Genomic DNA, 18,542 nt, shown 5'->3' on the forward strand with positions numbered 1-18,542 from the left:
GGGCGCCCCAAAGGGGTGCCCTTTATTCTGTATGCCGCGCGCGGTGTGCAAGCCTGCTGGAGGCCGCAGCGGAAATAGCGCCGACAATGTCATCAAGAAATGTATGGCATTCGCCGGTTGATTTATCATTTAAACGGCCGAGGATACCGGGTTTTTCTTTGTCGATGTAGCCATAGTTTGTAAACCCGATGGACCCGTAAATATTCACGATGGAAAATGCCAGAACTTCATCTACTCCATATAGGCTTTCATCTATCTCCAGCATCGTTTGCAGCGGTTCAGACAGTTTTTTCTGCTCAGCAAGAACGTCCAATTCAATGCCCGTTAAAATTGCGTTTTGCACCTCACGCTTTGCGAGAACCCGATTCACATTCAACGTGCATTCATCCATGGTTAAATCCGGATGATATTTTTTCTGCAGAAAAAAGACAAGCTCGGCAATATCGGATACCTCAACACCGCGCTCCTTCATCCGTTCTCTTGCTTTGGCTTCCATCTGACTGATTTGTTCTTTATCTGACATCAACTTCACCCAATCTTTTTTTACTAGTTTATACAAAACGTACGAGATGTTTACGACTTTTTCTTGCTCCTTCGTCGGATTAAAATATGTATTCATAATTCCGCCTGTGTATGACTACGATGTGATGAGCCCTAATTCAACAGGCAGGTGATCATTGTGAAAGGCACAATAAAAGAAAAATACGGCATTCATATCAGGCAGCTTTCCATGTATCAGCATACGTATCAATGCTTTCAAACACCGAATTCCTTCTTTTTGATTGTTCCCGTTTCCCATTTCTCAGATGAGGAGCTGGCGGAGCTTTATTACATGAGTCAGTATTTACAAGAACAAAGTGACCCATACGTTTCCGTTTTTATCTTTACAAAAGAAGGCGAGCTGACCTTTGAACATGAAGGAAAAACGTACGCCCTGCTGAAGGCGGCTCCTCCTTTTTCAAACCGGGCATTTTCCATAGGGACAGAACTGGCGGAGTTTCATCGAAAGGGCAGAGGATACCCGTACGAAGTGAAGGAGGCCGGAAGAATCGGGCAGTGGAAAGACCTGTGGGGAAAACGCATTGATCAGCTTGAAGCGTTTTGGCAGCGAAAGGTTCATACCCCTCCGCACGAGCCCTTTGATAAAAAAATGATTGAATCGTTTCCATATTATTTAGGACTGTCAGAAAATGCAATTCAATATTTAGTCGATACTGAGCTCGATGACAAACCGCAAGCAGCTGATTCAGGAACAATATGCCATCAGAGGATGGAAAGAAATACGTGGTCTTCTGAATCCCTTATCAGGATTCCGGCTGACTGGGTCTTTGACCACGCTGCACGCGATTTAGCCGAATATATGAGACACACATTTTTGCACCATCGTGATGATTTTAACCGGCAGGGCTTTCGCTTTTTGCAGGAATACGAGCAAATCACACCGCTGTCTTCATTTTCGAAACGTCTTTTGTACAGCCGTCTCCTTTTTCCGCTTCATTATTATGAAATCGTGGAAGGCTACTATATTTCTTCAGAATCGGAAAAGCACTATTATGAAGAGCAGCTCGACTACATTCTCAGCGATTCGGGCTATGAACAATTTCTGAATGCCGCCCAGGAGTTTATGAACATGAGGGCGCAGAACATTTTTGTTCCCCCTGTCAGCTGGCTCGGAAAGGGCGGCTTGTAAGGAAGGAGAAAATCTGACAAAAATAATTAGAAAATAAAGAATCTTGTCATATCAATTGGTTAAGCGTTTACATTCACAAAATTCAGCAGATTGTTGTCTTGTCAAAACAGAAATGGGCTTATATAATATTTGTAACTTATATGTCTGTGTTGAGTTAACAATTGTCTCTCTTGAGAGGACAATCCGAAGAAGGGTGGAGTTTTTTTGAAAGCAATTCGTGTAGGGCTTTTAGGCTTAGGTACCGTCGGAAGCGGTGTCGTTAAAATTATTCAAGACCATCAGGATAAGCTGATGCATCAGGTTGGCTGTCCAATTACGATAAAAAAAGTGCTTGTGAAAGATGTAGAGAAAAAAAGAGAAGTAGATTTGCCGAAGGAAGTGCTCACGACAGAAGTATATGATGTGATCGACGATCCAGATGTTGATGTCATCATCGAGGTAATCGGCGGTGTTGAGCAGACAAAACAATATTTGCTTGACGCTTTGAGAACGAAAAAACACGTTGTCACGGCAAACAAAGATTTAATGGCCGTATACGGTTCTGAACTGCTAGCTGAAGCAAAGGAAAATGGCTGTGATATTTACTTCGAAGCCAGCGTTGCCGGCGGGATTCCAATTCTTCGCACATTAGAAGAAGGCCTCTCATCAGACAGGATTACTAAAATGATGGGAATCGTGAACGGAACAACGAACTTTATCTTAACCAAAATGATTAAAGAGAAAAGCCCTTACGAGGAAGTGCTTAAGGAAGCGCAGGATCTGGGGTTTGCCGAAGCTGACCCGACTTCAGATGTGGAAGGGCTCGACGCCGCACGGAAAATGGCAATATTGGCGCGTCTCGGCTTCTCAATGAACGTCGATCTGGAAGATGTCAAAGTGAAGGGGATCTCCCAGATTACAGACGAGGATATCAGCTTCAGCAAACGTCTCGGCTACACAATGAAGCTGATCGGAATTGCCCAGCGTGACGGCAGCAAAATTGAAGTCAGCGTTCAGCCGACGCTGCTTCCAGATCACCATCCGCTTTCTGCCGTGCATAATGAATATAACGCCGTCTACGTGTATGGCGAAGCTGTCGGAGAGACGATGTTCTATGGCCCGGGAGCGGGAAGCATGCCGACAGCCACATCAGTTGTGTCTGACCTGGTTGCTGTCATGAAAAACATGCGTCTCGGCGTAACCGGCAACAGCTTTGTTGCGCCGCAATATGAGAAAAACATGAAGTCGCCGTCCGATATTTATGCACAGCAATTTTTGAGAATTCACGTGAAGGATGAGGTAGGCTCATTCTCGAAAATCACGTCTGTGTTCTCAGAACGGGGCGTCAGCTTTGAAAAAATTCTTCAGCTGCCGATTAAGGGGCATGATGAGTTAGCAGAAATCGTCATCGTCACACACCACACATCAGAAGCTGATTTCAGTGATATCCTGCAAAACTTAAATGATTTGGAAGTCGTTCAAGAAGTCAAAAGCACATATCGTGTAGAAGGGAACGGTTGGAGCTAATGTGGAAAGGACTTATCCATCAATATAAAGAGTTTTTACCCGTAACGGATCAAACACCGGCGCTTACGTTACATGAAGGCAATACGCCGCTCATTCATTTGCCGAAGCTGTCTGAACAGCTCGGGATTGAGCTCCATGTCAAAACAGAAGGCGTAAACCCTACTGGATCTTTTAAAGACCGCGGGATGGTCATGGCGGTGGCAAAGGCGAAAGAGGAAGGCAACGACACGATTATGTGCGCGTCAACCGGAAATACATCAGCGGCTGCGGCTGCTTATGCAGCCCGCGCCGATATGAAATGTTTTGTCATCATCCCGAACGGGAAAATCGCGTTTGGCAAGCTCGCTCAAGCAGTCATGTACGGAGCTGAAATCATTGCGATCGACGGCAACTTTGATGATGCCCTTAAGATTGTCCGTTCAATTTGTGAAAAATCACCGATCGCACTTGTCAACTCGGTCAACCCTTACCGCATCGAAGGCCAAAAAACAGCTGCCTTTGAAGTATGCGAACAGCTGGGCGAAGCACCGGACGTTTTGGCGATCCCGGTCGGAAACGCGGGAAACATCACAGCGTACTGGAAGGGCTTCAAAGAATATCATGAGAAAAACGGCACTGGCCTTCCGAAAATGCGCGGTTTTGAAGCGGAAGGTGCAGCTGCGATCGTCCGCAACGAAGTCATTGAAAACCCGGAAACAGTGGCAACAGCGATTCGTATCGGAAACCCGGCAAGCTGGGATAAAGCTGTAAAAGCGGCTGAGGAGTCCAATGGGAAAATTGACGAAGTCACTGACGATGAAATTCTTCATGCGTATCAGCTGATTGCCCGTGAAGAAGGCGTGTTTGCAGAACCGGGCTCCTGCGCATCTATTGCAGGTGTGCTGAAACAAGTAAAATCAGGAGAAATTCCGAAAGGCAGCAAGGTTGTGGCTGTGTTAACAGGGAACGGGCTGAAAGACCCGAACACAGCGGTCGACATTTCTGAAATGAAGCCGGTCACCCTGCCGACTGATGAAGACAGCATCCTCGAATACTTAAAAGGAGCGGCCCGTGTATGAACGATGCCGACATGCTGTTCTCTGTCACTGTTCCAGGAAGCACCGCTAACCTAGGCCCCGGCTTTGATTCAGTCGGAATGGCGCTCAGCAGATATTTGAAGCTGACCGTCTTTGAAAGCGATCAATGGTCTTTTGAAGCTGAAACAGAAACAGTCGCCGGAATTCCGGCGGGTACAGATAATATGATCTATCAAGTGGCGAAACGGACGGCAGATATGTACGGAAAAGCAATGCCTCCTGCACATGTGAAAGTGTGGAGCGATATCCCGCTTGCACGCGGCCTTGGCAGCAGTGCTGCGGCCATAGTGGCGGCTATAGAACTGGCAGACGAATTATGCGGTTTACAGCTCTCCGAAGCGGACAAGCTGCATTTAGCCAGCCTTGAAGAAGGACATCCGGACAATGCAGGCGCTTCTCTCGTCGGCGGGCTTGTGATCGGACTGCATGAAGACGACGAGACGCAAATGATCCGCGTGCCGGATGCCGACATTGATGTCGTGGTTGTCATTCCTTTTTACGAGGTGCTGACAAGAGACGCGCGGGACGTGCTCCCGGCAGAGTTTCCATATGCGGACGCTGTAAAAGCCAGCGCCGTCAGCAACATTCTCATCGCGGCGATCATGTCAAAGGATTGGCCGCTTGTCGGAAAAATCATGAAAAAGGATATGTTCCATCAGCCGTATCGGGCGATGCTTGTCCCGGAATTGTCTAAAGTGGAGCATGTTGCCGAGATGAAAGGCGCTTATGGAACTGCCCTCAGCGGAGCGGGCCCGACGATTCTTGTCATGACTGAAAAAGGAAAAGGAGAAGCGCTGAAAGAGCAACTCGCACTTCATTTCCCGCATTGTGAAGTCGACGCTTTGACCGTTCCGAAAGAGGGAAGTATAATAGAGCGAAATCCTTTCTATCAAGTGAAAAGCGTATAGTTCATTCAAAGCGTTCCTCAGCGTCAGCGGAGGACGCTTTTTTTCTTCCTGATATAAAGGGATTTTTATTTAGAAAAACGAAATACATGTAAAAAGGAGGAGATTGATATGAAAAAGCTGATGACCGCGGAAGATATGACAGCCATTGTCTCGGTGACAGACCCTCAATACGCCCCGGACGGCAAGCGTGCGGCTTATGTGAAGTCACAAGCAAACAAAGAGAAAGATTCATATACTTCAAATATATGGGTATATGATGCAGATAGCGGCGCGTCCATTCCTTGGACATACGGAGAAAAGCGGAACACTGATCCTAGATGGTCTCCTGACGGACGCCAGATTGCGTTTGTTTCTGACCGTGATGGCGATGTGTCTCAGCTTTATATAATGAGCGCTGAAGGCGGTGAGGCAAAAAAACTGACTGATATTCCGTATGGTGTGTCTCAGCCGGTATGGTCTCCGGATGGAGAGTCAGTGCTTGTCACGGTCAGCCTGGGAGATGAAGAAAGTGTTTATGATCAAGAGAAAACGGAACCCGACAGCTTTGAACCGGTTGAAGTGCATGGTTTAGCCTATAAACGGGACGGAAAAGGGCTGACGAGAGGCGCGTATGCACAGCTTGTGCTTGTCAGCGTGAAGTCTGGTGAGGTAAAACAGCTGACTAATGAAAAAGCTGACCACTTCGATCCGGCTTTTTCTCCTGACGGCAAATCTCTCGTTTTTTCGGCTAATTTGACTGAAACGGATGATGCCAGCAAGCCGCACGATGTCTGTATGGTGTCGCTGGAGACTGAAGATCTCAAGCTGATTACCTCTCATCGCGGCTCATTCGGACCCAGCTCTTTTTCACCGGACGGAAGGTACCTTGCTTTGCTTGGGCATGAACAGGAATATCGGAATGCAACGCTAGAAAAAGCGTGGCTTTATGATATAGAGCAAGACCGCCTTACGTGTCTCACTGATATGCTGGACGTTCACTTAGCAGATGCGTTGATTGGAGACTCACTGATAGGAGGAGCTGAACAGCGCCCGGTTTGGACAAAAGACAGTCAAGGGTTTTATGTCATCGGCACAGAACAAGGCAGCACGGGAATCTATTATGTGTCTATAGAAGGACTCGTATATCCGATTCGGTTAGAAAAAGAATATATCAACAGCTTTTCCATTCATCCTGATGAACAAAGCTTTATTGCCAGTGTGACAAAGCCTGGCAGACCTAGTGAGCTATACAGCATTCCGCTTGGACAGGAAGAAAAACGGCTGACTGATGCGAATGACAAGTTTGTTGACGAACACCTCATTTCGTTACCTGAAGACATTCAATATGTGACAGAAGACGGGATGACGGTGAACGGCTGGCTGATGAAACCTGCTCAGGCTGCAGAGGGCAAAAACTATCCGCTTATTCTCAATATACACGGCGGTCCGCATATGATGTACGGGCATACATATTTTCACGAATTTCAGGTGCTGGCGGCGAAAGGATATGCAGTGGTTTATGTAAATCCAAGAGGAAGTCATGGCTACGGACAGGAATTTGTGAACGCAGTCAGAGGGGATTACGGCGGAAAAGACTATCAGGACGTGATGCAGGCAGTGGATGAGGCGATCAAAAGAGACCCGCAGATTGATGCCGAGCGGATAGGGGTCACAGGCGGAAGCTACGGAGGCTTTATGACCAACTGGATCGTGGGGCAGACAAACCGTTTTAAAGCAGCTGTCACTCAGCGTTCGATTTCAAACTGGCTCAGCTTTCACGGCGTTAGTGATATCGGGTATTTTTTCACGGACTGGCAGCTTGAGCATGACATGTTTACCGATACAGAAAAACTGTGGGACCGTTCCCCTTTAAAATATGCGGCAAACGTGGAGACGCCCCTTTTAATTCTTCATGGCGAACGTGATGACCGGTGCCCGATTGAACAGGCTGAACAGCTTTTTATCGCCTTGAAAAAAATGGACAAGGAAACCGTGCTGGTCCGTTTTCCGAAAGCGTCGCACAATTTGTCACGCAGCGGACACCCGGGACAGCGGATCAAGCGCCTGACCTATATAAGCTCATGGTTTGACCAATATCTCTCATAAAAAAAGCCAGGCTGATCAAATATCAGCCTGGTTGCTTTATTAAAAGACTTGTTCTACTTCAATTACACCCGGCACTTCTTCAAGAAGAGCGCGTTCAATTCCGGCTTTCAGCGTAATTGTTGAACTTGGGCAGCTGCCGCATGCGCCTAGAAGACGAAGCTTAACAATACCTTCATCAACGTCTACAAGCTCACAGTCACCGCCGTCACGAAGTAAAAACGGACGAAGTTTGTCCAGTACTTCCTGCACCTGTTCTTTCATTTCAACTTCAGTCATGACATTCGCTCCTTTCGTCGTCATAAAACCATTATATTCAGTGTAACAATAAAAATCTATTGTTTGGTTTGCAGAATTGCTCCCATTATTATAGCACATTCAGACTTGAACACAAAAACGGTTTTTTTCTATAAAAACGTCTTTTGTCTCTGTATACTTAATAGAAAGAATGTAATGCAGAGAAATGGGGGGCACTTATCAATGACCAAAACAGTCATGCTCAGCGTATATGGGGCAGAAACCGTTTGTGCAAGCTGTGTCAATATGCCGACGGCTAAAGATACATATGAATGGCTTGAGGCTGCGCTGAAAAGAAAATATCCGGATCAGCCTTTTGAAATCCAATACATCGACATTTACGAGCCGCCTGACGTCGAAAACGTAAAACAGCTTGCGGAAAAAATCAGAAATGACGAATATTTTTATCCGCTCGTCCTCGTAGAAAATAAAATTGTCGGAGAAGGCAATCCGAAATTGAAGGATGTATATGAGGAAATGGAGAGATACGGTTATACAGAAAACCGCTGACTTCATCAGCGGTTCTGCTATTATCCGTTATGGTGTTTGTACATCCACAGCAAGCCGGATTTCAGCAAACGCGGAACACGGCCGATCAGCGGCCGGTCAGCAACAAGTCCGAAGCCGGCTTTTTTTCCGAGTGAACCTAAAACGCCTTTCAGCTTAAACTGAGGCATTGATTCAGGAAGGGCTTCACCATTCCAGCGTTTTTGCAATATTTGGACAATCTGTTCAGCTTGAGCTTCTGCCAGCTGGGCACTCGGTGCGTGAGGAAGGCTGGCACAATCTCCGACAACGTACAGATGTTCATCACCCGGGACATTGTGATGAGGGGTTAACACGACACGGCCTTGTGCGTCCTTTTCCACATCCAAGTCTCTGACGACTTTATTCGGCTGTATGCCGGCTGTCCATACGATGGCGTCTGCGGAAATGGCGTCATCGTGGTTATACACAACGCCTTCTTCTACTCTTGTGATATTTGCCCTGTTAATAATGCGGACACCGTGCTCTTCGAACCATTTTTGCACATATTTGCTCAAACGCTCGGGAAAGCTTGATAAAATGAGATCTCCGCGGTCAAACAAAATAATGTTCAGATCGTCACGGCTTTCTCTTAATTCACTTGCAAGTTCAACGCCGCTAAGACCTGCTCCGACAATGGCAACAGTCGCTTCGGCGCATAAGTTGTTTAGCTTTTGATAGGTTTCGCGGGACTGATCGATGGTTTGAATGCTGTAGGTGAATTCGGGCGCTCCCGGCACGTTATGATATTTATCCTCGCAGCCGAGCCCGATCACTGCGTCATCGTAAGAAATCGGTTCGCGGTCATGGAACAGCACTTGTTTTTGTGCAATATCAATTGATGAAATATCGCCGTACTCGACATCCAGGCGAGGGTGCTCTGGGAACGTCACTCTGATATGGTGGTCAGAAATTGTGCCTGCGGCAAGGGCATAATATTCTGTTTTTAAGCAGTGATAAGGATTTCTGTCAATTAACGTGATTGAAACATCATGAGGCAGCTGGTTGGGCAATAAGCGATGAAGAACACGCATGTTTCCGTAACCTCCGCCGATCAAGACCAATTTTTTCATTTGAATTCCCCTTTAACCCGAAGAGTATGATAGACACATTGATGAAAAATACGAACTTTGTAAAATAACATCTAGAATTATATCGAATTTGATCTAAAATCACAATATTAGTTTCAAAATAACCTACAAATTAGCCTTAAAACGCAAATTAGTAAAACGTTATTGCAGGAATGATATGTTACGATAATAAATTTTAATGCGTTCGTTGTCTTTGACGAATAGTGAAAAATCCGCGATAATGTTCATATGTGAGGTGAAACCGCATGAATCCAATGATTGAATTTTGTGTCAGCAATCTGGCTCACGGCTCTCAGGAAGCCCGAGCGATTTTAGAGAAAGATCCGAATCTGGATGTTCTTGAATACGGCTGTTTAAGCTATTGCGGGAAATGTATGGAATCACTATTCGCTCTAGTAAACGGAGAAGTCGTTACGGGTGAAACACCTGCTGAGCTTGTTGAGAATATATATACATTTATTGAAGAAAACCCAATGTTTTGAAGAAAAGGGCCTGTCTCAGGCCCTTTTTTATTTTGCGGTACAAAAGTACTGAAAAAATGTGTAGACATCAAAAAATATTATTGTTATCGTATAAAAGATTTGTTTTAAATAAATTTTAAGAGGTGTAGGTGTATTCATGAATGTTCTTTGGGGACTGCTCGGCGCAGTTGGGATAATCGCCATCGCGTTTTTATTTTCAGAAAAGAAAAGCAATATTAGAATAAGAACCGTCATCGTTGGTTTATGTATACAGGTGGCGTTTGGATACATCGTGTTGAAATGGGAAGCGGGACGCGCTGTTTTTTTATGGTTTTCAAGCCGTGTACAGCTTCTGATTGATTATGCGAATGAAGGCATCAGTTTTATATTTGGGCCGCTTTTAAAAGTCGGCGACAGCCCGGCGTTTGCATTAAGTGTACTGCCTGTTATCATTTTCTTCTCAGCACTGATCGCAGTTTTATATCATTTGAAAATCATGCAGCTCATTTTCCGTGTGATCGGCGGCGGATTGTCGAAGCTTCTTGGGACAAGCAAAACGGAATCTCTTGCGGCTGCTGCTAATATTTTTGTAGGGCAATCGGAATCTCCGTTAGTGATCAGGCCCCTCATTGCAGGGCTGACGCGCTCTGAACTGTTTACAATTATGACGAGCGGTCTATCGGCTGTTGCGGGTTCAACTTTGTTTGGCTACGCCCTTCTCGGTATTCCGATTGAATACTTGCTCGCGGCGAGCTTCATGGCTGCTCCTGCGGGTCTGGTATTCGGAAAATTAATCATTCCTGAAACGGAAACGCCGCAAACAGTAAAAGGTGATTTCAAAATGGATGAAGGCGAAGGAGCGGCCAATGTGATTGACGCGGCTGCAAAGGGTGCGTCAACAGGTCTGCAAATTGCGCTGAACGTTGGTGCGATGCTGCTTGCATTCGTCGCATTAATCGCCGTGGTCAACGGCATTCTCGGCGGTATTTTCGGCTTGTTCGGTTTAAAAGATGTCACATTAGAATCTATCCTCGGCTATGTGTTTTCTCCAATCGCCTTTATGATTGGTGTGCCATGGCATGAAGCCTTGCATGCCGGAAGCTTTATCGGCCAGAAACTGGTGCTGAATGAGTTTGTCGCTTATTCTAATTTCGGTCCGCACATCGGCGAGTTTTCTAAAAAAACCGCTACGATTATCAGTTTTGCGTTATGCGGATTCGCAAATTTCTCTTCGATTGCGATTATGCTCGGTACGCTTGGCGGTTTAGCGCCAAGCCGCCGCTCAGATATCGCACGCCTCGGGTTAAAGGCTGTTCTGGCGGGAACATTAGCCAATCTGCTGAGCGCGGCTATTGCCGGCATGTTCATATAAAAGATAAAAGCTCCTTGCGTAATTGCAAGGAGCTTTTATGTATGAAAAACGGGGGATAATTGTATTGTGTCCGTTTATAATAGCTTTTATACTAAGAAAAAGAGAAAAAGTTGGAGGCATCTATGAACTCATTTCGATTTACCAAAATGCACGGACTTGGAAACAGCTATATATACGTGAATCAATTTGAAGAACAACTGCCGGAAGAACAACTGTCTGAAATAGCGGTTCAAGTGTCTTCCGTTTATACAGGGATCGGCTCCGACGGAATGATCCTTATATGTCCTTCAGATCAAGCGCCTGTCAAAATGCGGATTTTTAATAATGACGGGTCTGAAGGAAAAAACTGCGGCAACGGCCTGCGCTGCGTTGCAAAATACGCGTATGAGCATAAGCTGGTTGAGGAAACATCTTTTCTGATTGAAACCCTCTCCGGGCTTGTGAAAGCGGAGGTTCAAACTGAAAACGGAAAAGTGAATGTTGTCACTGTCGATATGGGTGAACCGCGTCTGACAAAAGCCGAACTTCCGATGCTTGACGGCGGTGAGGATCAAACCATTAATGAAACAATGACATTTGGCGAAGCTGAGCTAAAAGGCACCGCGGTTTCCATGGGCAATCCGCATATCGTTTTTCCGATTGCCGATATTGAACAGGCACCGCTGACGACACTGGGGCCGGTGATTGAAAAAGATCCAAGATTTCCGGAAGGTGTGAATGTCGAGTTTGTGGAAACCGTGAATGAACATGAACTGCACTTCCGCGTGTGGGAACGGGGATCAGGCATCACACAGGCTTGCGGAACAGGCGCTTGTGCAGCGGCTGTCGCATCTGTTTTAAACGGCGTATCAAGACGAAATGAAGACATTACGGTTCATTTAGCGGGCGGAGATTTGGTCATTAATTGGAAAGAGAACGGCCATGTGATGATGACAGGCCCGGCAGAGACTGTTTGTGAGGGCGTATATTTTTTATAAAACAGCTAGTTTGAGAAATGAGCCGATCAAGTTTATAATAAAAGACAGCATCCGGTTTTTAAAAGGAGGTTCACATTAATGAGCAACCCTGTAACAATTACAGAAGCAGCAGCTTTGCATATAAAAGATATGATGAAAGAGCATGAAGAAGAAAACGCGTTTCTGCGTGTCGGCGTTAAAGGCGGCGGCTGCAGCGGCCTTTCATACGGAATGGGCTTTGAGCATGAAAAAAGCGAAGCAGACAGTATGTTTGAGGAGCACGGCATTACTGTTCTCGTTGACAAAGAAAGCCTTGATATCATGAACGGCACTATTATAGACTTTAAGCAATCCATGCTTGGCGGCGGTTTTACCATCGATAATCCAAACGCCATCGCCTCATGCGGCTGCGGTTCTTCTTTCAGGACAGCGACGAATGCAGGTAAACCTGAAGAGTGCTAATAATAGAAAAAGCCAAGTCAAGCGGCGAGCCGCTGACTTGGCTTTTTCTATTATTAGCACTTATCTCCGTTAAAAATCGAATTCTTCACGATGACATAATCCACATTGCGGATAGCCTCCAGCTTAGTTCCGCCAGCATAAGAAATAGAAGATTGAAGATCCTGTTCCATTTCAATCAGCGTATCCATGATTGCGCCTTTATGCTCTACGTGCATTTTTTTGCCTTCGACATTTTTCTTTTCGCCTTTTTGATATTCAGAGGCTGAGCCAAAGTATTCTTTATAGAGCTTTCCGTTTTTTTCAATGGTTTGTCCCGGTGATTCCTCGTGTCCGGCAAATAGTGAACCGATCATGACCATGGTGGCGCCGAATCGGATTGATTTTGCGATGTCGCCATGGGTGCGGATTCCGCCATCCGCGATAATCGGTTTGCTGGCGGCTTTTGCGCACCAGCGCAGCGCGGCTAATTGCCATCCGCCTGTGCCGAAACCGGTTTTAATTTTCGTTATACATACTTTTCCCGGTCCGATGCCGACTTTTGTGGCATCCGCTCCGGCATTTTCGAGCTCTCTTACAGCTTCCGGTGTTCCGACATTTCCCGCGATGACAAAGCTGTCCGGAAGATGCTTTTTGAGGTGCTGAATCATCTCAATGACTGCATTGGAATGTCCGTGAGCGATGTCGATGGTTACGTATTCAGGGACCAGATTTTCTTCTGCCAGGTGACGGACAAATGCATACTCCTCATCTTTGACCCCAACGCTGATAGAAGAGAATAGGCCGCGTGCGTTCATGTCCTTTATAAAGTCAATCCGTTTTTCAGGTTCAAAGCGGTGCATCACATAAAAGTAGCCGTTTTCGGCTAATGAAACTGCAAGTTTCTCATCTATAATCGTCTGCATATTGGCAGGAACGACGGGCAATTTAAATGTACGTCCGCCTAAACGCACGGAGGTATCGCATTCAGAACGGCTGTTCACAATGCATTTTGCAGGAATTAGTTGAATATCTTCGTAATCAAACACGTTTTCCATAGAATCAACTCCTAAATACGAATATTTATAATGAATATATACCAAATGTTCGCCTTGTATAATGTACTCTGTTTTAGGGAGGATGTCAAACGATTTATCTGATGATGGATGTGATTCAGGTGCGGAAGCTTGTCATTCAGGATGAGTTTGGGTATCATAGTCTTAACGAATGGTCTCATAGAGCGGATGATAAGACGCTAATATATAAGTTCAGCACAGCTTGGTCCTACAGCACCAGGCTTTCTTTATGACATGGACATGTGAAAGGAGCGAGTGGAGATGACTCAAAACGAAGAACAAACACCGAAGTCCCAAAAGATCCAAGACCGCATCATCATGGCCACGATCTGGGTTGTAGCAGCCCTTGTGATTGCGCTGGTTATCGGAACTGCGATGAATTATATAAATATCTTCAAATAAAAAAGGAGCTGTGTCACCTTGACACAAACTCCTTTTTTTATTATTTATTTTCAAAAAGACTTGTAGAGTGCAGAGGCTGTACGCGAGCTTTCGGATCCATGTAAGCTTTCGCGTTGTTAACAGCTGTCGGTGCTTCGCCGAAGCCGCTTGCGATCAGGTTGACTTTTCCTTCGTATGTGCAAATGTCCCCTGCTGCGAAGAAGCCTTCGATATTTGTTTCCATCGTCGATTTGACGACAATGGAATTTTTCTCAATTTCAAGTCCCCAGTTTTTAATCGGTCCAAGAGATGAGACGAAGCCGTAGTTGACAATTAAGTCATCGATTTCTAAAATCTCTTTGCGCTCGCCTTTCACTTCCTCAAGCACAAGCTGCTCGATTTTGTCTTCTCCGATGAGCTCTGTCGGAACAAATGGAGTCAGGACATTCACTTTAGATGCGTGAAGGTTTTCCACACTGTGCTCATGCGCGCGGAATTTATCGCGGCGGTGAACGATGGAAACTTCTTTTGCGATCGGCTCAAGCATAAGCGCCCAGTCAACCGCTGAATCTCCTCCGCCCAGAATCGCAACGCGTCTGCCGGCGAATTTTTGTAAATCATCAACGAAGTAGTGAAGGTTTTTGCCTTCGTATTGTTCGGCTGTTTCAAGCTCGAGCTTTCTTGGTTTGAATGCGCCGTTTCCTGCAGTGATGATGACCGTTTTAGAGTAATGGGTTTCTTCGTTTGTCACAAGCTTAAACACGCCGTCTGCTTGTTTTTCAACAGATTCAACCGCTTGCTCTAAACAAATCGTTTGGTCGAATTTCGCCATTTGCTCTTTTAAGTTGTTCACTAGCTCTTGGGCGCGGATTTTCGGGAATCCTGCTACGTCATATATATATTTCTCAGGGTACAGGGCACTAAGCTGTCCGCCAAGCTGAGGCAGGCTTTCGATAATTTTGACGCTTGCCTGTCTCATGCCTCCGTAAAAAGCAGTGAATAAGCCGACCGGTCCCCCGCCTATAATTGTAATATCATAAACCTTTGTATCCTCTCGCATACGAAAATTGCCTCCTAAATGAAAATTGTTATTAATTATACCATATTGCTCTTAAAATTGACGAGTCAGCAGAAAAATTTGCGTGTGCATTGTATGCGCATTCATTCTTGATCATATGCCCGCGGGCCGATACGATAAGAAAAACATGAATTCATCTTTTTTCTGAATGTTTCATGAACCAGCCGGATACACATGATAGTAGTGCTATGGGTGTGGACTTCACAAAAAACTTTTCAATATATTTCATAAAATCCTGCCAATAAGCTGAAGATAACACAAATGATGATTTTTATATGCGTCTAACAGCAAAAAAAAGAGAAGGTGGATGTGATGGCATTGAATAAGCCCAAAATCGTGATTTTAGGTGCAGGTTATGGCGGATTGATGACAGTGACAAGGCTGACGAAGCATGTCGGTCCGAATGATGCTGATATTACGCTTGTGAATAAACACAATTATCATTACGAAACGACATGGATGCACGAAGCGAGCGCCGGTACGCTCCATCATGACCGCTGCCGTTATCAGATAAAAGATGTAATCAACCAGTCACGTGTCAATTTTGTACAGGATACCGTGAAGGCAATCAAAATAGACGAGAAGAAAGTTGTGCTTGCCAATGGAGAGCTGCAGTACGATTATTTAGTTATCGGCCTCGGAGCGGTACCTGAAACGTTCGGCATTAAAGGCTTAAAAGAATTTGCGTTTCCGATCGCCAATATCAATACATCTCGCGTGCTTCGGGAACATATTGAGCTGCAATTTGCGACTTACAACATCGAAGCTGAAAAAAGGCCGGACAGGTTAACAATCGTTGTCGGGGGAGCCGGGTTTACGGGTATTGAATTTCTTGGCGAACTGGCTGCCCGCGTGCCGGAGCTCTGCAAGGAGTATGACGTTGACAGAAGCCTTGTACGCATTATCTGCGTAGAAGCAGCGCCGACCGTATTGCCGGGCTTTGATCCCGAGCTTGTCGATTATGCTGTTCACTATCTTGAGGAGAATGGCGTTGAGTTTAAAATCGGCACGGCGGTTCAAGAGTGTACCGCAGAAGGAGTTACAGTCGGCAAAAAAGATGAAGAGCCCGAGCAAATCAAATCGCAAACGGTGGTGTGGGCGGCAGGTGTTCGCGGACATCCGATTGTGGAAGAAGCCGGCTTTGAAAATATGCGTGGCCGGGTGAAAGTCAATCCTGATCTTCGCGCGCCCGGACATGACAACGTCTTTATTCTCGGCGACAGCTCGCTGTTTATCAATGAAGACACTGACCGTCCTTATCCGCCGACAGCCCAAATCGCGATGCAGCAAGGGACTACGGTCGCTAAAAACATTGCAAAACTCATTAAGGGCGGCGAGCTTGAAGAATTCAAACCTGATATAAAAGGAACGGTGGCTTCTCTTGGCGAGCATAATGCGGTCGGAGTGGTGTACGGAAGAAAACTGAAAGGCACGCCGGCTTCTTTTATGAAAAAAGTCATCGATAACCGTTCGCTGTTTTTAATCGGCGGACTCGGACTCACACTGAAAAAAGGCAAGTTTAAGTTTTTCTAAAAACCCGCTCTCCGCGGGTTTTGTTTTATTAAAAAACGCCAAAATAAAAAGAGAACAAGAGGAAAATAAAAATGTTTCCGCTTACATCAAAAGATTTGTCACATGATCTGACTTTATCATTGACAGCTTGGTATGATATTATTATCTGAAAATTAAGAAAAAAGGTGATGCTAAGATGAAAACCGCAACGACAACCGCTTCACAGGCATGCCCGTTTTGCTCAGGGAAAGGGTATTTTCAATTAATCCTTGGCGGTTCAGAAACTTGTCCGTCATGTCAGGGGACAGGTAAAGACAGTCATTCATTTTCCAGCCGTTGACTTTTTAAAAGCCCCCGCGGTACACTAAAAGTAACGCAGGGGGTGGGGTTTTGATTAGTCTGCCAGTCGTTATCATCTCAATTGTTTTATTTTTTGTTTTGTTTTTTGGAATCGGTTTCTTATTAAACATGCTGCTGAGAATGTCCTGGATTATGGCTGTGATTTATCCGATTGTATGCCTTTTCATTATCAGTAAGGAAAAGCTGATCAGCTATATTCAATCGCCAGGCGAATCCTTTGCCGGCCTGTTTCAGAGAGTCGTATCGTTAGCTGCTGCAGATGTATTGATTTTAGCCAGCGGTCTGGCCGGCGCCATTGTATCAGGTATAGCGATCAACATGCTCAGAAAAAGAGGATATCAGATGTTTTAATGCCGCTTTCTTTCTAAAGAAAGCTTTTTTTGTGCCTTCAGCACATTCACCATTTTGAATATTGTTCCTGCTATGTGGGAACAATGATTCGGAGGAGAGGTGAATAATGTTGAAAATGATCAGACGTTTGCTGATGACCTGTTTATTTCTGCTCGCGTTTGCCACGACATATTTAGCCGTATCAGGAGTAGAGGCGAAGGACTTATCAAAATGGGTGCAAGAAAATAATGAGAAGCACTCGAAGAATACTGGACTGACATTAAAAGCATTGCAGCAGAAAAACGAAAAAACGATGTCCGCTGCAGCCAAAGCAAAAGACAAACCATTGGAAGAAGCCTTTGACTGGAACCAGTATCCGGCGAAAAAAGTAACGGCTACAGGCTATACAGCGGGAGTCGAATCGACGGGTAAAAAACCTGGTGATCCATTATACGGGCTTACATATTCAGGTGTTAAAGTGAAAAGAGATTTATACTCTACGGTTGCCGCAGATCCATCCGTTTTTCCGATCGGCACCATTTTATTCATCCCGAACTATGGTTTGGGCGTCGTTGCGGACACAGGATCTGCCATCAAGGGAAACCGCATTGATCTGTACTTTGAAACCGTTCATGATGTCTACAATGAATGGGGCAAAAAAACCCTGGACGTGTATGTGATTAAGAAGGGGACCGGAAAAGTCACTGAGGATGAACTGGTAAAGCTTAATGAAACAAAATCATTGCAGGTGTTCAGAAATCAATACAAAACAGTGAAAGAATAAAACGCTCCAGCTGCGGCTGAAGCGTTATTTTTTTACAGAAAAAAGTATGCCAGTGCCAATGTTAATAAAATTCCTGTCAATCCGCCAAAAAAGACCTCGATTGGCTGATGGCCGAGAAGCTCTTTCAGCTTTTTTTGTTTTTCTTTCTCTTCGGCTTTCGGGAAATCTTTTGCTTCATTCACAAAACGGTTAAAATCAATCACAAGTTTATTAATGACTGTTGCCTGCTCGCCGGCATGACGTCTGACGCCGGTTGCGTCAAACATGGTAATGACGGCGAAAATGGCTGAAACCGCAAAGAGAGAGGAACCTAATCCATGCTCTAAGGCTACGCCTGTAGAAAGCGCCGTCACAGCCGCGGAATGGGAACTCGGCATGCCGCCTGTACTTGTCACCAGCGACCAGTCCAGTTTTCTGGATACGATAAATTGTATCGGCACTTTAATGACTTGTGCAAAGATGATGGCAGCAAGGCTTGATAATAAAGGAAAATTCATAAAAAGTTCCATAGGCGACATCCTTTCTATATGAAAATCTTTCGTGTTACAAAAGAAAAAAGCAGGTCTTCGTCTGTTGTTTGATAAAATAAATGTAAGGAAAGAATGTTTTTCCTATTATA

Annotated in this window: 21 protein-coding genes; 15 read left to right on the forward strand and 6 right to left on the reverse strand. The window is 45.3% G+C overall.

The genetic code is table 11. The annotated features are described in order from the left end of the window. Nucleotides 1–22: 22 nt before the first annotated feature. The gene (locus tag UJ203_RS14225; RefSeq protein WP_024122730.1) at nucleotides 23–523 is read right to left on the reverse strand and encodes a phosphatidylglycerophosphatase A; all 501 of its coding nucleotides are present in this window, start codon (nucleotides 521–523) and stop codon (nucleotides 23–25) included. A 153-nt stretch (nucleotides 524–676) separates the two neighbouring features. Here UJ203_RS14225 and yutH point away from each other — a divergent pair, with 153 nt between their 5' ends. The 5 genes from yutH (at nucleotide 677) to UJ203_RS14250 (ending at nucleotide 7,265) form a co-directional block, all read left to right on the forward strand. Continuing rightward, on the forward strand, nucleotides 677–1,690 hold the full coding sequence (gene yutH, locus UJ203_RS14230; RefSeq protein ID WP_059292705.1) for a spore coat putative kinase YutH: 1,014 nt from the start codon (nucleotides 677–679) through the stop codon (nucleotides 1,688–1,690). 204 nt (nucleotides 1,691–1,894) lie between these two features. After that, nucleotides 1,895–3,196 carry a homoserine dehydrogenase gene (locus UJ203_RS14235; RefSeq protein WP_101864117.1) on the forward strand — a complete coding sequence of 434 codons (1,302 nt, stop codon included), beginning with the start codon at nucleotides 1,895–1,897 and terminating at the stop codon, nucleotides 3,194–3,196. After that, complete coding sequence (gene thrC, locus UJ203_RS14240; RefSeq protein WP_322011896.1) at nucleotides 3,196–4,254, forward strand: threonine synthase; 1,059 nt, start codon at nucleotides 3,196–3,198, stop codon at nucleotides 4,252–4,254. Before UJ203_RS14235 ends, thrC begins: the two co-directional genes overlap by 1 nt. Next, nucleotides 4,251–5,180, forward strand: coding sequence for a homoserine kinase (gene thrB / locus UJ203_RS14245; RefSeq protein WP_101860004.1), 930 nt, complete (start codon nucleotides 4,251–4,253; stop codon nucleotides 5,178–5,180). Before thrC ends, thrB begins: the two co-directional genes overlap by 4 nt. 108 nt (nucleotides 5,181–5,288) lie before the next feature. After that, nucleotides 5,289–7,265, forward strand: coding sequence for a S9 family peptidase (locus UJ203_RS14250; RefSeq protein WP_322011741.1), 1,977 nt, complete (start codon nucleotides 5,289–5,291; stop codon nucleotides 7,263–7,265). A 39-nt stretch (nucleotides 7,266–7,304) separates the two neighbouring features. Here UJ203_RS14250 and UJ203_RS14255 read toward each other — a convergent pair whose 3' ends face one another. Then, a complete protein-coding gene (locus UJ203_RS14255; RefSeq protein WP_174754433.1) occupies nucleotides 7,305–7,640 on the reverse strand; it encodes a NifU family protein in 336 nt (111 codons plus the stop codon). Between the two features lie 102 nt (nucleotides 7,641–7,742). Between UJ203_RS14255 and UJ203_RS14260 the strand changes: the two genes are divergently transcribed. Then, entirely contained in the window at nucleotides 7,743–8,069 is a 327-nt protein-coding gene (locus UJ203_RS14260; RefSeq protein WP_322011743.1) for a YuzD family protein, read from the forward strand. 20 nt (nucleotides 8,070–8,089) lie between these two features. On the opposite strand, the gene UJ203_RS14265 is transcribed toward UJ203_RS14260, so the two are convergent. Continuing rightward, entirely contained in the window at nucleotides 8,090–9,157 is a 1,068-nt protein-coding gene (locus UJ203_RS14265; protein WP_024122723.1) for an NAD(P)/FAD-dependent oxidoreductase, read from the reverse strand. Nucleotides 9,158–9,420: 263 nt separating this feature from the next. Between UJ203_RS14265 and UJ203_RS14270 the strand changes: the two genes are divergently transcribed. The 4 genes from UJ203_RS14270 to UJ203_RS14285 all read left to right on the forward strand — a co-directional run bounded on the left by UJ203_RS14270 (nucleotide 9,421) and on the right by UJ203_RS14285 (nucleotide 12,426). Then, nucleotides 9,421–9,657, forward strand: coding sequence for a YuzB family protein (locus UJ203_RS14270; protein ID WP_010331736.1), 237 nt, complete (start codon nucleotides 9,421–9,423; stop codon nucleotides 9,655–9,657). A gap of 136 nt (nucleotides 9,658–9,793) precedes the next feature. Continuing rightward, on the forward strand, nucleotides 9,794–11,008 hold the full coding sequence (locus UJ203_RS14275; protein ID WP_322011744.1) for a NupC/NupG family nucleoside CNT transporter: 1,215 nt from the start codon (nucleotides 9,794–9,796) through the stop codon (nucleotides 11,006–11,008). 122 nt (nucleotides 11,009–11,130) lie between these two features. Next, on the forward strand, nucleotides 11,131–11,985 hold the full coding sequence (gene dapF, locus UJ203_RS14280; protein WP_322011745.1) for a diaminopimelate epimerase: 855 nt from the start codon (nucleotides 11,131–11,133) through the stop codon (nucleotides 11,983–11,985). A gap of 78 nt (nucleotides 11,986–12,063) precedes the next feature. Continuing rightward, nucleotides 12,064–12,426 carry a HesB/IscA family protein gene (locus UJ203_RS14285; protein WP_010331733.1) on the forward strand — a complete coding sequence of 121 codons (363 nt, stop codon included), beginning with the start codon at nucleotides 12,064–12,066 and terminating at the stop codon, nucleotides 12,424–12,426. Between the two features lie 53 nt (nucleotides 12,427–12,479). Here the strand turns inward: UJ203_RS14285 and guaC are convergent, their stop codons facing one another. Continuing rightward, the gene (gene guaC, locus UJ203_RS14290) at nucleotides 12,480–13,460 is read right to left on the reverse strand and encodes a GMP reductase (RefSeq protein WP_322011746.1); all 981 of its coding nucleotides are present in this window, start codon (nucleotides 13,458–13,460) and stop codon (nucleotides 12,480–12,482) included. A gap of 279 nt (nucleotides 13,461–13,739) precedes the next feature. Between guaC and UJ203_RS14295 the strand changes: the two genes are divergently transcribed. Continuing rightward, nucleotides 13,740–13,880, forward strand: a complete 141-nt coding sequence (locus UJ203_RS14295; RefSeq protein ID WP_024122719.1) for a hypothetical protein — start codon at nucleotides 13,740–13,742, stop codon at nucleotides 13,878–13,880. 40 nt (nucleotides 13,881–13,920) lie between these two features. Here UJ203_RS14295 and yumC read toward each other — a convergent pair whose 3' ends face one another. Beyond that, nucleotides 13,921–14,919, reverse strand: a complete 999-nt coding sequence (gene yumC / locus UJ203_RS14300) for a ferredoxin--NADP reductase 2 (protein ID WP_024122718.1) — start codon at nucleotides 14,917–14,919, stop codon at nucleotides 13,921–13,923. 330 nt (nucleotides 14,920–15,249) lie between these two features. Between yumC and UJ203_RS14305 the strand changes: the two genes are divergently transcribed. The 4 genes from UJ203_RS14305 to UJ203_RS14320 all read left to right on the forward strand — a co-directional run bounded on the left by UJ203_RS14305 (nucleotide 15,250) and on the right by UJ203_RS14320 (nucleotide 17,923). After that, nucleotides 15,250–16,470, forward strand: a complete 1,221-nt coding sequence (locus UJ203_RS14305) for an NAD(P)/FAD-dependent oxidoreductase (protein WP_029441137.1) — start codon at nucleotides 15,250–15,252, stop codon at nucleotides 16,468–16,470. A 175-nt stretch (nucleotides 16,471–16,645) separates the two neighbouring features. After that, nucleotides 16,646–16,789 (forward strand): YuiA family protein, encoded by a 144-nt coding sequence (locus UJ203_RS14310; RefSeq protein ID WP_024122716.1) that lies wholly within the window; start codon nucleotides 16,646–16,648, stop codon nucleotides 16,787–16,789. A 50-nt stretch (nucleotides 16,790–16,839) separates the two neighbouring features. Continuing rightward, nucleotides 16,840–17,160: a YuiB family protein gene (locus UJ203_RS14315; RefSeq protein ID WP_010331727.1), complete on the forward strand. Its 321-nt coding sequence runs from the start codon at nucleotides 16,840–16,842 to the stop codon at nucleotides 17,158–17,160. Nucleotides 17,161–17,263: 103 nt separating this feature from the next. Next, nucleotides 17,264–17,923: a 3D domain-containing protein gene (locus tag UJ203_RS14320; protein WP_322011898.1), complete on the forward strand. Its 660-nt coding sequence runs from the start codon at nucleotides 17,264–17,266 to the stop codon at nucleotides 17,921–17,923. Nucleotides 17,924–17,955: 32 nt separating this feature from the next. Here UJ203_RS14320 and UJ203_RS14325 read toward each other — a convergent pair whose 3' ends face one another. Further along, nucleotides 17,956–18,432, reverse strand: coding sequence for a divergent PAP2 family protein (locus UJ203_RS14325; protein WP_044158979.1), 477 nt, complete (start codon nucleotides 18,430–18,432; stop codon nucleotides 17,956–17,958). Nucleotides 18,433–18,542 lie beyond the last annotated feature (110 nt).

Origin of the sequence: Bacillus sp. V26, from assembly GCF_034296245.1 — a bacterium.
In the GTDB taxonomy this organism is placed as follows: Bacteria; Bacillota; Bacilli; order Bacillales; family Bacillaceae; genus Bacillus; species Bacillus halotolerans.

What these genes read in the sequence shown, in the direction of transcription:
- UJ203_RS14325 (WP_044158979.1), bottom strand. Translation starts at nt 18,432, where the DNA reads ATGGAACTTTTTATGAATTTTCCTTTATTATCAAGCCTTGCTGCCATC.
- UJ203_RS14255 (WP_174754433.1), bottom strand. Translation starts at nt 7,640, where the DNA reads ATGTGCTATAATAATGGGAGCAATTCTGCAAACCAAACAATAGATTTT.
- thrC (WP_322011896.1), top strand. Translation starts at nt 3,196, where the DNA reads ATGTGGAAAGGACTTATCCATCAATATAAAGAGTTTTTACCCGTAACG.
- UJ203_RS14305 (WP_029441137.1), top strand. Translation starts at nt 15,250, where the DNA reads ATGGCATTGAATAAGCCCAAAATCGTGATTTTAGGTGCAGGTTATGGC.
- UJ203_RS14225 (WP_024122730.1), bottom strand. Translation starts at nt 523, where the DNA reads ATGTCAGATAAAGAACAAATCAGTCAGATGGAAGCCAAAGCAAGAGAA.
- UJ203_RS14285 (WP_010331733.1), top strand. Translation starts at nt 12,064, where the DNA reads ATGAGCAACCCTGTAACAATTACAGAAGCAGCAGCTTTGCATATAAAA.
- UJ203_RS14250 (WP_322011741.1), top strand. Translation starts at nt 5,289, where the DNA reads ATGAAAAAGCTGATGACCGCGGAAGATATGACAGCCATTGTCTCGGTG.
- UJ203_RS14265 (WP_024122723.1), bottom strand. Translation starts at nt 9,157, where the DNA reads ATGAAAAAATTGGTCTTGATCGGCGGAGGTTACGGAAACATGCGTGTT.
- yumC (WP_024122718.1), bottom strand. Translation starts at nt 14,919, where the DNA reads ATGCGAGAGGATACAAAGGTTTATGATATTACAATTATAGGCGGGGGA.
- UJ203_RS14310 (WP_024122716.1), top strand. Translation starts at nt 16,646, where the DNA reads ATGAAAACCGCAACGACAACCGCTTCACAGGCATGCCCGTTTTGCTCA.
- UJ203_RS14260 (WP_322011743.1), top strand. Translation starts at nt 7,743, where the DNA reads ATGACCAAAACAGTCATGCTCAGCGTATATGGGGCAGAAACCGTTTGT.
- thrB (WP_101860004.1), top strand. Translation starts at nt 4,251, where the DNA reads ATGAACGATGCCGACATGCTGTTCTCTGTCACTGTTCCAGGAAGCACC.
- UJ203_RS14270 (WP_010331736.1), top strand. Translation starts at nt 9,421, where the DNA reads ATGAATCCAATGATTGAATTTTGTGTCAGCAATCTGGCTCACGGCTCT.
- UJ203_RS14295 (WP_024122719.1), top strand. Translation starts at nt 13,740, where the DNA reads ATGACTCAAAACGAAGAACAAACACCGAAGTCCCAAAAGATCCAAGAC.
- guaC (WP_322011746.1), bottom strand. Translation starts at nt 13,460, where the DNA reads ATGGAAAACGTGTTTGATTACGAAGATATTCAACTAATTCCTGCAAAA.
- UJ203_RS14275 (WP_322011744.1), top strand. Translation starts at nt 9,794, where the DNA reads ATGAATGTTCTTTGGGGACTGCTCGGCGCAGTTGGGATAATCGCCATC.
- dapF (WP_322011745.1), top strand. Translation starts at nt 11,131, where the DNA reads ATGAACTCATTTCGATTTACCAAAATGCACGGACTTGGAAACAGCTAT.